Below are 15,307 nucleotides of genomic sequence, written 5' to 3'. Positions count from 1 at the left end.
GACCCCGTCCGGCACCAGCCTGGCGGGGTCTTCCTTGTCGTCCATATAGACAGCGCGAATGTCGCCTACGTGGACACCTTCAGCGTCGTCCTACAGCCCTCCGCTCGCGTCCGTGCCACCAGCCTCAAAGGCTCTGCACTCGGGTCCGTGCGATCAAAGGCACTTAGCAAGCAACGCGACCTGCGGAAACGTCCCGTGCAGCGTTATCGTGCCGTCGAGCGCCGGACTCATCCCCTGAACGGCCCGACCGAAACCGGCCCCCGCAGGCGGCCGCGGTCGCCCAGCGTGACCTGCGGTGACGGTGCTCGTTTGGGTCGTGTGGGGCGATTCTTACCAGCGGGCCGTCCACCTCCAGCCGGTGTACAACCGGGTTCCAAGTGATCCACAGTTCCGCTGCGATGGACTCCTTCTCGTTCCGACGATGAGAAGGAGTCCATCGATGTCGCGTTTCTCCAGGGCCGGTAAGCGAGTCAAGGTCGTGATGCTCGGGGCTCTCGCCGCCGGGCTGATCACCGGCGCTGCTGCGGCTCCCGCTCAGGCGATGCCCAACGACGGCCACGTCACCATCTGGGAGTGGTGTTTCGACTGGGAGGGCGGCTTCTACGGTCAGTGCGGTCACGACCTGTGATCTGACGCCCCGGAAACGGCGAACGGCGCTCCCCGCGAAGCCCCGGATCGAGCGCCGTTCCTCATGCTCGGGCGGAGAGTGTGGTGAGCCTGGTGACGTGGTGTCTTGGAGAGCGAGGTGTGCTGGTTCAGGACATAGGAAACCCATGTCGCAAGACATAGGAAACTTCGGTGGAGCGCGTCTCCGGGAGATAGGAACATCCCGGACGACGCGGTGGAACTCGTGGAGATCCTGGAGGACATGCCGTCACGCCTGGCCGACCCGGTCGGGCCGGTGCATGCCCGCCTCGCGCGGCGCTGGCGGCGGGCCATGGCCCTGGTCGAGCACGCCTCCGGGGACGCCACCGCGACCGGGTCATGGTGCACGAGCACCGCAAGGAGGTGGCGCGGGCGGTCCGGTACGAGGTGGAGCGGATCCGCCGCGACGGCGGTCATGCCGAGCCGGCCTTGCTGGTCCTGGCGGCCGGCTTCTGGACGGGGTCGTTGTGCAGGGCTCGCGCGGGTCGGGTGTGCAAGAGGGGTGGCGCGTGCAGGCTCAGGCGGAGGCGATCGCACTGCGGACCCTGGCCGCTCGCACCGAGTCCGCTGCGGGCCTCGGCCTGGCCGCGTGTTTGACAGGACGCGGAGAGGGCCCTCACCGAGGCGCTGTGGTCGGACGGTGCGCTGGGCGTGGACGACCGCTTGACCTTGCGGGTTCGGGGCTCGCCTGGTCGCCGTGCTCGACGCCGAGCAGGCCGCGGAGCGGAGTGTCACGCAAGAAGGCGACACGGTGAGCATCGGCGGGATCACCGTCGTCGGTTTCGCCCGCGGCGGTGATGACAAGACGAAGGTTGCCGTCAACCTGGCACCCGGCCGACCTGAAGAACTGGCGCGTGCTGTCCCGGCTCCGGCTTGCCGCACATCATGCCACCGCGCTGCTGCGCGCCCTGCTGGTGCTGACCCGACTGGAAGTCCCCGCTGACAGACGATCAGAAAGCATGATCTTGGCTGGCCCGCGCCACTCACACCAACCGCCGCCACACCAGGCCCATTCACCTGCAAAAACAGGATGGCAACTTTCTGCCGCCCGCCGGTGCGGCTTTGGTTCCCTGGCTCCACTCGGTCACATGCCGGCGATGAGTTTGTCCACCCTCTCGTCGACGCTGCGGAATGGGTCCTTGCACAGCACGGTGCGCTGCGCCTGGTCGTTGAGCTTCAGGTGCACCCAGTCGACGGTGAAGTCGCGCCGCTTCTCCTGCGCCTTGCGGATGAACTCGCCACGCAGCCGCGCCCGGGTGGTCTGCGGTGGCACCGACTTGGCCTCGAAGATCTTGATGTCGGAGGCCACCCGCTCCACCGCGCCGCGCCGCTGCAGCAGGTAGAACAGCCCGCGCTTACGGTGCACGTCGTGGTAGGCAAGGTCAAGCTGGGCCACCCGGGGCGAGGACAGCGGCAGGTCGTACTTCTTCCGGTACCGCTCGATGAGCTGGTACTTGGTGACCCAGTCGATCTCCCGGGACACCGTGTCCAGGTCGCCGGTCTCCACCGCCCGCAGGGTGCGCTCCCACAGCTCCAGCACCCTCCGCGCGATCACGTCGCCGCCCCGCCGGTCCACGAAGTCCTTGGCCTTGCCCAGGTACTCCTGCTGGATCTCCAGCGACGACGCCTCACGCCCGTTGGCCAGCCGGATCCGCCGCCGCCCGGTCATGTCGTGCGAGACCTCGCGGATCGCCCGAATCGGGTTCTCCAGGCTCATGTCGCGCATCACGATCCCGGCCTCCACCATGCGCAGCACCAGGTCGGTCGCGCCGACCTTGAGCAGCATCGTGGTCTCGCTCATGTTCGAGTCGCCGACGATGACGTGCAGGCGGCGGAACCGCTCGGCGTCGCCGTGCGGCTCGTCACGGGTGTTGATGATCGGCCGGGACCGGGTCGTCGCCGACGACACCCCCTCCCAGATGTGCTCGGCGCGCTGCGACACGCAGTACACCGCCCCCCGCGGGGTCTGCAGCACCTTCCCCGCGCCGCAGATGATCTGCCGGGTGACCAGGAACGGGATCAGCACATCGGCCAGCCGCCCGAACTCCCCCTGCCGGCCCACACAGTAGTTCTCATGGCAGCCGTAAGAGTTGCCGGCCGAGTCGGTGTTGTTCTTGAACAGGTAGATGTCGCCGGCGATGCCCTCCTCGCGCAGCCGCTTCTCGGCGTCGACCAGCAGTCCCTCCAGGATCCGCTCCCCGGCCTTGTCATGCGTGACCAGCTCCACGACGTTGTCGCACTCGGGGGTGGCGTACTCGGGATGGCTGCCCACGTCCAGATACAGCCGGGCGCCGTTGGGCAGGAACACGTTGCTCGACCGGCCCCAGGACACGACCCGCCGGAACAGGTAGCGCGCCACCTCGTCCGGAGACAGCCTGCGCTGCCCCCGAAAGGTGCACGTGACGCCGTACTCGTTCTCCAGCCCGAAGATGCGTCGATCCATTACCTCACAACTATTCTCCCCGCCCGCGCGACGGGGGAGATCGTCTTTCGCCGGACCCCGGCCGGGGATTGATGTGTGGGTACCCGGAAAGCCGACGACACATGCGCCACGAGGCTGGCTTGCAATGGAGTCTGGCTGGAGCACACCGCGGCCCTTGCCGGACGATCAAGGACCATGATCCTTGCCACTCACCGGCGGGGATCACACCCCACCGCGCCAAGCCATCCCCTCCCACCTGGGAAAACAAGATGGAACTATCCCACTGGGCCGGCTTCCCGGGTCGACGCGGATCTTCGTGCGCAACGCCCGCGAGAAGGCGTTGATCATCGCAGCGGATCTCGCCGACGCCGGCAGACGTTACGGCGTGAGATGACGGGCTTCACGCAGGCCGAGGAAGACGTCGCGGACGTGATGATCTGGCTGCGCTGCAACCACGGGCGCGAGGTCAGCTACGCCGACATCGCCGCCGGCGTCCAGATGCCCAGCGGTCACCGGCTGCGGCGGGCCGTCCGCCTCCTCCGCGTGATCGCGGCCAACCTGGGCGACCGCCTGGAACGGTTCCAGCCGTCGGCCTACCCCGCCCGGCGCGGGCGTCGATGTCGTGCAGGGCGAGCATCTGCATCCAGGCGATCAGTTCGCAGGCCAGGGCGACGCTCTCCAGCCAGATCTGGTTTTGGGTGAAGCCATGCAGGGGCAGGTTGCGCAGGCCGGTGTCCTCGGCGTCCCGTATACGGTCTTCGGCGCGGGCGCGGCGGCGGTGGCGCAGTTCCAGGTCGGCGAGCTGGCCGCTCGTGTGCCGGTGACGAAGCAGGTGAAGCGATGCCCGTCGATGTCGGTGAAGCGCAGTTGGGCGCCGGGGTGCGGGGTTCTTGGCGGACGATGTCGACTCCACCGTCTGCCGGCCCACGAGCACGCCGCTGGAGCAGGGAAAGGGGGCCTCCAGAAGGAGCCGCCCCGGCGATCTCATGTCCGAGCCGAGGACCATGGGTTCGGACGCGCGGACTCTTCTCAGTTCGAGCCCGTACTGAAGAAGATCCGGGTGCATCGGCTTGGGCCTCGGGCCGACAAGGCGTACGCCTTCGGCAAGAACCGCGCCTACCTGCGGCGTCGTGGTATCCGCTGCACCGTTCCGGACAAGGCTGACTACGTCCGCGACCGCAAGAAACCGTGGTGGCCGTCCGCCGAAGTTCGACAAGATCGATTGTCGCGGAGCGCCACGCCGTGGAGTGCGGGATCAACCGCCTCAAGAGGACCGGGCGGTGGCCACCCGCTGCGAGAAACTCGCCGTCCGCCACAAAGCGACCATCCTCGTCGCGGCCATCAACCAGTGGCGGTGACCAGTGCTTTCGCAACCGGCTCCGGGTCACTGAGAGAGAAAACGGCTCGCGAGGCTAATGGGACGGATGGCAGGGTGCGGTTCATGGCACCCCAATATCAAATTCGTGCCGACTACGACACTCGCACGATTGTGGTCTACCAGGCGTACTCGCCTGCCATCGCTGATGCGGCGCTGCAGGCGGGCCGCTTCGTTGCGCCGTTCTCATTCCACCGGATGACGTGGATCAAGCCGTCGTTCATGTGGCTCATGCACCGCAGCAACTGGGCCCGCAAACCCGGTCAGGAGCGCGTTCTCGCGGTGCGGATAACGCGCGAGGGATGGGAGGAGGCCCTGTCCCAGGCCGTGCTCACGACAGCAGACCCAGCAGCCGTGGCCCAGGCAGCCGTGCATGTCCAGTGGGATCCCGAGCGCTCGCCGCGCGGGGCGGCGCTCAACCATTACAGCATTCAGGTCGGCATTGGCCGCCATCTTATTCGCACGTTCACCGACGACTGGGTTGTCAGCCTCACGGAGCTCACCCCGCAGGTCCGCAAGGCCGTCTCCCTGATACAGACTGGTCATGCCGCAAGAGCCCAGCGGCTGATCCCCACCGAGCGCGCCTACCCGCTGCCTCGGGCGCTGGAAAACCGCCTTTTCTCAGGTGGTTGACCATCGACAGCGAGGATCAACTGGCCGCATTGGGGCTGGTCGTCAATGCGGTCGCGCTGTGGAACTCCACGTACCTGTCGGCCGCCGTCGACCAGCTGCGCGCCCAGGGCGTCCCGGTCAAGGACGAGGACGCCGCCCGGCTGTCCCCGCTCGGTCACGCCCACCTCAACGCCCTGGACCGTTACGCCGTCTCCGCCTCTGCACCCGCTGACGGCCTGCGCCGGCTCGGCGAGATCCCCGATCTGCCCGATGGCGCCGGCGGCAGGGAGGGCATCGCCGCAGCCCATCGTGATCACCGCGCCGGAAGCTACATGTCCAGCCCTACGGCGAGGTACGGCTCGACGTGGCCAAGCACCTGCCTCTCGGTGAGACCACCGGCCCAGTCCAGACAGGCACTCAGGCGTAGATCACGGCTTGGGCTGGGTCGCCCGATGGGCGCGGACCCGGCAGGCGGTCGAGCAGTACCGGCGTCGCCGAGGCCCGCGCCCTGCTCGACGAGCACACCGCCCTGCGCGGACCGGGCACGAGCTGGGACCCGCACGAGTACCGCCACTCCGCCCTGACCCCATCTCGGCGAACAGGGCGCCTCGCTGTTGATGCTGATGGCGAAGTCCCGGCCCAAGAAGCCGGAGAACGTCCGCCACTACTTCAAGCCGTCCCCCGAGGCGATCGCCGAGCTCACGAGCCTGCTCGCGCCTGGCGGCGGCAATCGCTGAGCCGCGTTCCTTGATCCTTCTCGGTGGCAACGGCGGAGGCGGACAGGAGCGTCGCAGCGGCGAGGCTGCCCCAGAGGGCGGCCGAGCCGTGGGAGGCGAGAGCGGTGATCACCGCCGGGGAGACGGCGAGGCCGAAGCCCGTGGAGAGCTGGAAGCGGGCGAGGGCGCGTCCCAGGAGATGGGCCGGGGCGAGGGCGGTGACGAGCGCGGTGGCGCTGCCGGCATAGATGATCTCGCCGATCGTGCAGACCACGGACACCGTGGCGACCGCCGGGGCACCCCAACCGTGTCCCAGTGAGGTGGCCGCAAGGAAGCCGAGATAGGACGCGGCGAGGACCACACCGGCGAGAACCAGCACGGTCCGCCGGGAGAAGCGGGACATCAGGACGGTGACCGGAACCTGCAGGGTGACCACCAGCACCGTGTTGGCCACGAAGATGGCTGCCGACCACACCGGGGAGGCGTGCATCTGTGTCACCAGGACCAGGGGGAGCGCGATTTCGGGAACGTTGAGGCAGAAGACGTAGATCACGTTGGCAGCCAGCAGCGCGCGCATCCGGGGTGCGGGCTCGTCGTCCCTGTCCTTGGCCTCGGCAGCGGCCGGATGAGCGTGCACGTGGACCGACCACGCCAAGGCCGCCGCGGGGAGATAGGCGAGCCCGGTGACGGCTGCCAGCGCCTGCAATGCGGTGGTGCCGCCCGCCAGGCACGCGGTGGCGAGGAGGGCGCCCGCGCCCAGGCCGGCGTTGCGCAGGGCGCGGGCTGCCGCGAGCGCGGCGTCGCGTTCGCGGCCGTGGGCGACCGTGGCCACGAGGGCCGCGTGGGCGGCCGGCCATGCCTGGTTGCCGATGCCGAGGAAGAGCGCCGCCGTCGCGAACAGCCAGACGTTCCCCGCCGGGGTGGCCAGCAGCAGCGCCACGCCCAGCACCCGCACCAGCATCGAAGCCGCCACGACCGTGCTGCGTGCGCCCCGGTCCAGCCATCGGCCGACCGCGGGCATGCACACCAGACCCACGACGACACCGACCGTCATGGCGATGCCGGTGGCCGGCGCGGACAGCCTCAGCACCATCACCCCGTAGAGCAGCAGGAAGGGCCGCAACAGGCCGGTGCCGAGCGCGTCCACGGCCAGGGCGACGGCATATCGGGGGCCTCCGAAGGCACGGACGAGGGCGCGGGGCCGGATCTTGGTGGTGGTTGCCATGGCGTCAACAGTGCGTTCGGCCGCCGGGCCGACTGTGCCGATTGACGGACACCGTCAATCGACGCGGTCGTCGGCCATCCGACCAGCGATGATGAGGGGATGACGTTGAGGATCGACATCGGCGGCCTGCCGTCCGGGCGAGTGCGGTTCGCCGCCTCCCCGCTGGCCGAGCTGACCGCGATGCTGCACGTGCTGGCCGAACCCGGGCATCACCCGCAGCTCGCCGGCTGGGCCGGGGACGTCTGGGCTGGGCTGCGGCCGGAGCTGGCCGAGCGACTCAGGGAGGCGGAGTTCCTCTGGCGTTCCTCACGAGCCGATTTCCTGGTCCCCGCGCGTCCTCGGCTGACCCTCGCCGAGGAGCTGGACGATGTAGACCGGATCGACGATGAAACCTATGTGACCGCCGCGCTCATTACCACGTGCGGCAGCAACCGGGTCCACTTCGCCGCGCCGTCGCCGCTCACCGACGCGACGGCGCGCGAGCGGGCACTGGACCTGGCCCAGGCCCGCGGCGCGCTTCAGGAGGCCTTCGCGGAACGGCTGCTCGCGGACCCGGCCGCCGTGCGGGCGCGGGTGCGTCACACCCTCGAACAGTGCGCCGAGGCCTTCTTCGACGCCGTCTGGACGGGCGTCGCCGTGCAGCTCGCCACCGACCTGCGCCTGAAGAACGACCTGCTGAAGCGCCAGGGCATCGGGGCGGCACTCGCATCGGTCTCCGGCGCCGTCACCCTGGCACCGGACGGCAATAGCATCATCGTGGACAAGCTGCAGGACAAGGCGACCGCCGCCCACAGCACCGGGGTCACCTTCCTCCCCAGCGTCTTCGGCCGCCCCCACCTGGTGGTGATCCACGCATCCGGGTGGCAGCCAGTGGTGCAGTACCCCGTGGCCGAGGCAAGTCCATCGAAGCCGGTATCGCTGGAAACGGTCACACTCCGGCTGGAAGCACTCGCGCATCCGGTACGACTGCGGCTGCTGCGCACCCTGGCCCGCGGCCCGCACACCACCGGTGAGCTGGCCCACGCGTGGGAACTTTCACCCCCGGAGGTTTCCCGCCACCTCGCTGTCCTGCGCCGCGCGGGCCTGCTCACGGCCCGGCGGCACGGTCGTTACGTCCGTTACACCCTCAATCTCCCCGATCTGACGGCGCTGGGTGCCGACCTGCTGACGGCCGTACTGCGCTGAGCAGGTCTGCCAGAACACGGACGACCGCCGCCTCCGCAGCGTCGTCCGACTCGACAGGCCGCCAAGCAGTACCCGGCGCGACCGCCCACTGCCCTCGGGCAGCCGGTCCGTCCCTGGGTGAGGCGTACCCAGACGTGGCGGGCGCGCTCGAGCTCCTCCAGACCCGACAGATCTCCGTAGGCGCACTCCTGCGCGGGGGCGCGAGTGCGAAGTCAGGCTGCATACCTTCCCTGGATTTCCGCCCCGGGGGTTTCGTGGCTGAACCTTTACGGCTCGGGAGCGCGGGCCACGCTCGGGTGGTGACGAGCGGTTCCCGGGTCCGGGAGTAGGGGCGGCCATAGCACGCCCCCGGGCGCACGATCAGCGGATCATGGCTGTGGTCGAACCTGTTGACCAGCAGGACGACCCAACGCCTGCGCCTGGGCCTCACCTAGCAGCTGGTCCTCGGCCGCCACAGCGCCCCCACCAGGTGTGTGCTGTCGTCGTATGGGCGTCACCGGGTGTGATCGGCGCGATTCCACCAGATCGCGGTCGTGACGGCGCCGGCCGCGGCGCCAGTGGCCGCACCGCGGCCAGCGCGAGACCGACAAGGCCAGGCGTGGTCCTGGTCAGGGCCTGCGATGCAGGCGTTGTACAGCCGAGGCGGATTCAGCCGCCGATTGATGTGCCCAGGAGCGCGCCCAGGCCGATGCTGATCCCGGCGATGAGCACGCCGCCCAAGGTGACGGTGGCCAGCGAGCCGGCGAAGGAGACGCGGAAGAAGCGGTGGCGCAGCCAGGCCAGGACCACGAGCTCAACCACCACCACGGCGAGCGCGACGGTGAGCGCGGGTAGATAGTCCGGGATCAGGAATGGCAGGGTGTGCAGGATGCCGCCCAGGAAGGTGCCACCGCCGACGACGCCGCCGCGTTTCCAGGCGTTACCTCGTTCGGTGACCGTTCCGGTGTCGGACAAGGCTTCGGAGAAGGCCATGCTGATCGCCGCCCCAATGGCGGTGGCCAGCCCGGCGACGAACGCGTAGCCCGGCTGCTGCGTCGACACCACAACGGCGAAGATGGGCGCCAGCGAGGACAGCGAACCGTCGATCAGCCCGCTCAAGCCCGGCTGCACGCGCTGCAGCAAGACAAGACGCTCATCGTCGGACTCCGATGCCGTCTCTCGCTGGGGTGTGGCTGGCCGGATGGCACTTGGCGGGCCGGGATCCTTTGGCGCTTCTGACCTCATATTTGTAGTGTTCTCCCTGGTCAGAGCGGCGGTCAAACAAGCGTGAGAGGGCCTGTCTTCATCCGTGTCGGCGCCACTCCCCCCGGATCGGGGTGACCAGCACGCAACGCCCGGCAAGCATCTCGGGAGTGCTGGGCCTCTCGCCCGCGGGTGTGGGCCCTTCGGCGACACGAATGGTCTTGAGCGATGCCCGCCTGCCAGATCGTCACAGGGTGGCAGCTTATGGTCACTTCATGAAAGCTGCTGTGGTCGTTGAGCTGGGCGTTCCTCCGCGATTCGGAGAGTTTCCCGAGCCGGAGCCTGGTGAGGGCGAGGTGGTGATCGAGGTGATGGCGGCCGGTGTGCACCATTGGGATGTGGTCAAGGCTTCCGGCTCGTACGCCCCTGCGCCTGCTGTTCCCTTCGTCGCTGGGTCGGATGGGGTGGGGCGGACGGCCGAGGGGCGTCGTGTCTTCTTCGACACGCCGGTGGCCCCCTACGGGTCCTGGGCGCAGCGCGTATTGGTGAGCGAGGCGGGCCTGCTGGATGTGGCCGAGGGGGTGGACGATGTCACCGCGGCCGCGCTGGGCAACACCGGGCTGGCCGCGTGGTGCGCCTTGAGCTGGCGTGCGGGGCTCCGGCCCGGCGAGTCGGTGCTCGTGCTGGGGGCTACTGGGGCGGTGGGGTCGGTGGCTGTGCAGGCGGCCAAGGCGCAGGGCGCTTCCTACGTCATTGCCGCCGACCGTGACGCTGGCCGGCTGCGGCGGATGCTGGATCGGGGAGCGGACGCGGTGGTACTCGTCGATGAGGTGACGGATCTTGCCGCCGCCTTCCGGCAGGTAGCGGGCGAACACGGCATCGATGTGATCATCGATCCCTTGTGGGGCCGGCCTGCTCTGGCGGCGATGCGGGCTGCCTCATCCGGGGCCCGGCACGTTCAGATCGGGAACTCCGCAGGGCCCGCCATCGAGCTACCGGCCTCGGTGGTCCGTGCTGCGGTGTTGCAGATCCTGGGCTTTGCGATCAACGGTGTTCCGGTGGAGGTACGGCGTGAGGCCTATCGGACGCTCACCGAGCGGGCCGCCCGGGGACAGATCGTGATCGACACGATCCGGGTGCCGCTCGCGGAAGCCCCACGCGCCTGGGAGCAACAGAAGCGGGGCGCTCCGGCCAAGCTGGTGCTGACTCCTTGAGAAGCTGCGGGTGCCGGGAAACCGAGGGGTCGCCCTGACCGACTGCCAGGCAGCGGCACATAGGTCGCTTTACCTGCGGTTTCTTACCGTACGTGACACAATAGATGCATGGCGTTCGGCCGCTCCATCCGGGCCCGGATGACGATCGCGGCGGTGACGCTGTTCGGCGCCATCGTCCTTGCGGGGGTTTGCGCGATCTCGATGATCTACCCGGTGGGGGCACGGGCCGACCTCCTCGCCCATGCCGGCGACGCCAGCCGTCACCTCGCCGTCATGATCGACGAGCGGCCCTTCACCGGTCCCATCCCGCCGCGTGACCGCGTGTACGTCATGCAGATCGTGGATGCCGCCGGCCGGGTGCATGCCGCCAACGATGGGCCGGGCGGCCGGCAGGCCCTCACTCGGGCCTGGCCTGCGCAGGGCGACTCACAGGTCCAGGACCGGGTGTGCCTGCCTGACGGATGCCTGGTCGTGGTGGGAACGCGCAACCCCACCAGCGTGTACGGGTCCGTCGTGGCCTACGCGGCCATGCACGAGCCGTTCCTGCTGAGAACGCCGTTCCTGCCCCTGCTTTTGTCCGGCTCGGCGGCGGTGCTGGTGGCGCTGCTGGGATGGGGCGCCTGGCACGGGACCGGCCGGGTGCTCGCTCCCGTGGAGCGGATCCGCTCGGGGCTGGACCACTTCAGCGCCCAGGACCTGAGCCGGCGCATCGACGTGCCCGACACGCGCGACGAGGTCGCCGAGCTGGCCACCACGGTCAACCAGATCCTGGAGCGGCTGGAGGACGCCGTGGAACGCAACCGGCGTTTCGTCTCCGACGCCTCCCACGAGCTGCGCACGCCGATCACCGGGCTCATGGTACGGCTGGAGTCGGGACTCGCAGAGCTGGACGAGAAGGAATGGCGGGCGGCGATCAAGGACACCCAGCGGCTGTCGGACATCATGCACGACCTGCTCCTGATGGCCCGGCTGGACGCGGGGGCGCCGGTGAAGCAGGAGCGGATCGATCTGGGGCAACTGGTCAAGGAGGAGGCCGCGCTGCGCTGCTTCCGGCTACCCGTGACGCTCGACGTGGAGCCCGCGATCCACGTCGAGGGTAACCGATTGCGGCTGGGGCGGCTGCTGACGAATCTGCTGGCCAACGCCGATCGGTACGGCAATTCCCGGATCTGGGTCTGCGTGCGGGGACGTGCGGATCGCGCCGTGGTGGAGGTGCTCGATGACGGGCCGGGGATTCCCCAGGAGATGCGGGAGCGGGTGTTCGAACGCTTCACGCGGCTCGATCACACCCGGTCCCGGGATACCGGGGGGAGCGGGCTGGGGCTGCCGATCGCCCGCGACATCGCCGAGGCTCATGGGGGCACGCTGGAGGTCGGGGACGGCCCAGGGGCGCGGCTGATCCTGCGCCTACCGCGAAGTTGACGTCGGGTCCAGAGACACGGGAAAGTCGGCATGGGCCGATCTTGAGGTGCAGTTTCGCAGCCGTAGACCTCCACGACGAAGAGCTGGCCGATCTTCTCCTCCAGCGACATCCGCCGCGTCAGGGCGGCGGCTGCCGGCGGTACGCCGCGTGGGTCGGGCGGCTGGTGGTGGTCGTGCTGGCGGCGCTGGTCCGTCGAGGGCGGTGGAAAGGCCGGCGATGCGGGTGAGGGCTTGTCTGCGGCTGGGCTGCCGCTCCATTGAACGCGCTCCTTATCTGTGCAAGCGGGTAGCGCGGTGCTCGGCAGCGCTGCGGGGTCGCCCCAACGTGGAGGATTTTCCGTGTTCCTCGGCTCTGGAACAGCCCATGGGCATGTCACCGCGACTGCGTATCCCGAGAGGACGACCGTGGCTCCTACCAGCACAATAACCGCCAGGCAGGAGCACCAGCTCGGCTTGGTACTCAACGCGGTGGTGCTGTGAACAGCCGCTACCTGGATGCCGCCATGACGCACCTGCGCGCCCATCCACCCAGGGACCGCGAGGTCCTCGACGAGGACGTGGCCCACCGGCTACCTCGTCAAAGAGATCTGGTCTGGTGCCGCTGGCATCAGTGCTGGTGGCAGCCCTGTTTCAGGCGACACGCTTCGCATGCGCAGCGCCACACTGAGCAAGGCAGGAAGATGGCAATGTGAGGAGACGCGGGAGACTTGGACGGATGGCGATCGCCGTGGTGGCGATCGTCGCGTTGGGTGTGCTGATGACCTCCGTCGTGTTGGCCCTGAACCCCGCCGCCGAGGTCAGTATCGCCGACGTGGCCGCCTTGGCGCTGACAGCGGCTGCGGCCGTGGTCGCGACCGCGGCCTGGGCCCGGCAGTCGCCACAGGTCCCAGCAGTCACTGATCTGGCCACCGCCGCAGCGGTGTTGGCCGGGAAAGTTCACCAGCAATGGCGCGCGGAAGCCCGGATGCGGTCGCTGGACGACCCCGAGCCGATCCCCCTCTGCTGGCAGCTGAGCAGCGATAAGGCACTCATGAGCCCACTCCGCTTGATCAGCTCAAGCGAGTCCGTCTTTCCCGCGCGCAGCGACGACATCCCCGAGCTCGCCCGCGCATTCCGCGCCCTGAAGCGCCGCCGCCTGGTGATCGTCGGTGAACCTGGCATGGGCAAGACCACACTGGCGGTACAACTGCTGCTGCAGCTGCTCGCCACCCGAGCCGCCGACCAAGCCGCCGTCGCTGACACACAGATCGTCCCAGTCCCGGTGCTGTTCCCGGTCAGCAGCTGGGACACCACCGCCCACCCCCGTCTGCACGACTGGCTCGCCGAACGCCTGAAGTGCGACTACCCGGCGCTATCGGCTCCGCAGCTTGGGGCGGGCGCGGCTGCGGCGCTGGCCGAGCGCGGGTGGATCCTGCCGGTCCTCGACGGCCTGGACGAGATCCCTGACGACGCGCGAGCCAAGATGATCGAGGCACTCAACGCATCTCTGACCCCTGATGATCAGCTCATCCTCACCAGCCGCACCGCTGAGTTCGCCGCCGCCGTCACCCAGGCCGGCCGCCCGCTCAACGCCGCCGCCGTCATCACCCCCAAGCTCCTCACTCCCGCAGACGCAGTCGGCTACCTCACCGCTTGCTTGCCCGCCGATCCCCCGCCCGCCTGGCAGCAGGTCCTGTCAGCCCTTTCCGCCCAGACCCCGCCGGGCCTGACCGAACTCGCTTCCACCCCCCTAGGCCTGTGGCTGATCCGCACCGTCTACATCGCCTCCGGCGCCGACCCCGCCCCCCTGGCCGGCCCGCTGGGCCGCGACTCCGCCGCATTGCGTGCTCATCTGCTGGACCGGCTCATCCCGGTCCTCATCCAAGCGCGTCCACCCAGCACCGATCCCGCCGACCACTACCGGCCCCGCCGGAGACTCAACCCGGACACCACCAGCCGATACTTGGCCTACCTGGCCCGCTGCTTTCCTCCCGCCATCACTCGCGACATCGCCTGGTGGCACATCGCTCGGACCATCCCTTATTTCCCGCTCGCGGCCGCGCTCACGATCGGGCTCACGACCCTGCTCGGATTTGGGCTGGCGTTCGGGCTTGTCGGAGTCGGACTGGTGATACCCGTGCTCAGGACAGTACTCGAGTCGGGACTGGCACCCTCCGAGCTCTGGTCCATACTCAGATCCGATGTGCCGTTCGGCCTCAGGACCGGGCTCAGGGTCGGGCTGGTGTTCGGGCTTGCGCTCGGCCTCGCAGTCGGGCTCGCGGCCATCGGCTCCCGGAACAACCAACCATCAAGGCATACCAACTTCTACCTGCGCAGGCGAACAACCCCCAATCCCCGCGCTCTTGCGCGAAGGCTCGCGGTCGGGTCCGCGTTCGGACTCGTGGTCGGACCGGCGGCTGGGTTCGTGGTCATGCCGGAGGCCGGCCTCGCGCGTGCGCTCGCGACAGGTCTGGTATGCGGGCTCGCGGGTGGCCTCGCAGTCGCGCTCTTGGCCATCGGCTCCTGGGTTGATGAAGCACCCGGCTACGCTGACCTCCACCTCCGCCCAGGAGCAACCCCCCGGCGCCTCACCCGCCATCTCATGCGCGGACTGGCTGCCGGGCTCGCGGCCGGGCTCACGATCGGGCTCACAGCGTGGCTCATGTTCAAGCTCGCGACCAATTCGGCGTCCAGCGTGGTGGCCGAGATGATGCCCTGGGTGATAGCGGGCACCGTGGTCGGACTCGGGTTCGGACTGATCAAGTGGGCCGAACAACCCACTCTCACGTCCATCAGTACCCCTCGCTCCAGTTGGCAGTCCGATCGGGCCCTCACCTGCCTTCGATCACTGGTGTTGGCCCTGACGCTCGGGCTGCTGTTGGGACTGGCCGGAGGACTTTGGGTTCGGTGGTGGTCCACGGCTGTTCAGGTCAGCATGACCGTGGGTGTGATTGTGTTCGGGCTCGTGCTCGGGTTCATCAGCGGACTCATCGTCGGGAACCGACATGCATGGCTGGCCTGCACCATCGCGGTTGCTGGATTGGCCGTGGTGCGGCGCCTTCCCTGGCGGATCATGGACTTTCTCGACGATGCTCACCGGGTGGGATTGCTGCGCACTGTCGGCCCGGTCTACCAGTTCCGCCATGCCGCCATGCATGATCACCTCGCTGCTGGCGACGACCCTGACCAGAGTGACTCCTCCGCACCCTGAAGGAAGCAGCCTCTCGCTGAGCAGCTAGGAGCTGTTTGGGGTTCGGATCTTGGTGAGGGTCGGTGGCGGGCTGGCCATGGCTGGTAGAACTCGGATGTGGCGCGCTTCGATGTGACCGA

At 68.8% G+C, this 15,307-nt stretch carries 9 protein-coding genes and 2 pseudogenes; 7 read left to right on the top strand and 4 right to left on the bottom strand.

Annotation, left to right across the window (positions count from 1 at the left end; genetic code table 11):
• Positions 1-439: 439 nt before the first annotated feature.
• Complete coding sequence (locus ACIBI9_RS66940; protein WP_397239360.1) at positions 440-628, top strand: hypothetical protein; 189 nt, start codon at positions 440-442, stop codon at positions 626-628.
• Positions 629-1,729: 1,101 nt separating this feature from the next.
• On the opposite strand, the gene pafA is transcribed toward ACIBI9_RS66940, so the two are convergent.
• Together pafA and ACIBI9_RS66930 are read right to left on the bottom strand one after the other, a co-directional pair.
• Positions 1,730-3,088 (bottom strand): Pup--protein ligase, encoded by a 1,359-nt coding sequence (gene pafA, locus ACIBI9_RS66935; RefSeq protein ID WP_397239358.1) that lies wholly within the window; start codon positions 3,086-3,088, stop codon positions 1,730-1,732.
• A 586-nt stretch (positions 3,089-3,674) separates the two neighbouring features.
• Positions 3,675-3,952 (bottom strand): annotated as a pseudogene (locus ACIBI9_RS66930) (transposase); the annotation flags it as partial.
• Between ACIBI9_RS66930 and ACIBI9_RS66925 the strand changes: the two are divergent.
• Together ACIBI9_RS66925 and ACIBI9_RS66920 are read left to right on the top strand one after the other, a co-directional pair.
• Complete coding sequence (locus ACIBI9_RS66925; protein WP_397239362.1) at positions 3,918-5,075, top strand: DUF4291 domain-containing protein; 1,158 nt, start codon at positions 3,918-3,920, stop codon at positions 5,073-5,075. The pseudogene ACIBI9_RS66930 and the gene ACIBI9_RS66925 sit on opposite strands and share 35 nt — an antisense overlap.
• Before the next feature lie 11 nt (positions 5,076-5,086).
• Positions 5,087-5,269 (top strand): annotated as a pseudogene (locus tag ACIBI9_RS66920) (Tn3 family transposase); the annotation flags it as partial.
• Positions 5,270-5,753: 484 nt separating this feature from the next.
• On the opposite strand, the gene ACIBI9_RS66915 reads toward ACIBI9_RS66920, so the two are convergent.
• On the bottom strand, positions 5,754-6,995 hold the full coding sequence (locus ACIBI9_RS66915) for an MFS transporter (protein WP_397239356.1): 1,242 nt from the start codon (positions 6,993-6,995) through the stop codon (positions 5,754-5,756).
• A gap of 99 nt (positions 6,996-7,094) precedes the next feature.
• Between ACIBI9_RS66915 and ACIBI9_RS66910 the strand changes: the two genes are divergently transcribed.
• Positions 7,095-8,180 (top strand): DUF5937 family protein, encoded by a 1,086-nt coding sequence (locus ACIBI9_RS66910; protein ID WP_397239354.1) that lies wholly within the window; start codon positions 7,095-7,097, stop codon positions 8,178-8,180.
• A gap of 648 nt (positions 8,181-8,828) precedes the next feature.
• Here the strand turns inward: ACIBI9_RS66910 and ACIBI9_RS66905 are convergent.
• A complete protein-coding gene (locus ACIBI9_RS66905) occupies positions 8,829-9,302 on the bottom strand; it encodes a hypothetical protein (RefSeq protein ID WP_397239352.1) in 474 nt (157 codons plus the stop codon).
• Positions 9,303-9,637: 335 nt separating this feature from the next.
• Here ACIBI9_RS66905 and ACIBI9_RS66900 point away from each other — a divergent pair, with 335 nt between their 5' ends.
• From ACIBI9_RS66900 to ACIBI9_RS66890, 3 genes are all read left to right on the top strand, one after another.
• The gene (locus ACIBI9_RS66900) at positions 9,638-10,576 is read left to right on the top strand and encodes a zinc-binding alcohol dehydrogenase family protein (RefSeq protein WP_397239350.1); all 939 of its coding nucleotides are present in this window, start codon (positions 9,638-9,640) and stop codon (positions 10,574-10,576) included.
• 108 nt (positions 10,577-10,684) lie between these two features.
• A complete protein-coding gene (locus tag ACIBI9_RS66895) occupies positions 10,685-11,998 on the top strand; it encodes a sensor histidine kinase (protein ID WP_397239348.1) in 1,314 nt (437 codons plus the stop codon).
• A gap of 715 nt (positions 11,999-12,713) precedes the next feature.
• Positions 12,714-15,188: an NACHT domain-containing protein gene (locus tag ACIBI9_RS66890; protein ID WP_397239346.1), complete on the top strand. Its 2,475-nt coding sequence runs from the start codon at positions 12,714-12,716 to the stop codon at positions 15,186-15,188.
• Positions 15,189-15,307 lie beyond the last annotated feature (119 nt).

This window comes from Nonomuraea sp. NPDC050451 (assembly GCF_044458585.1).
This window is presented reverse-complemented; position numbering and strand designations above follow the sequence as displayed.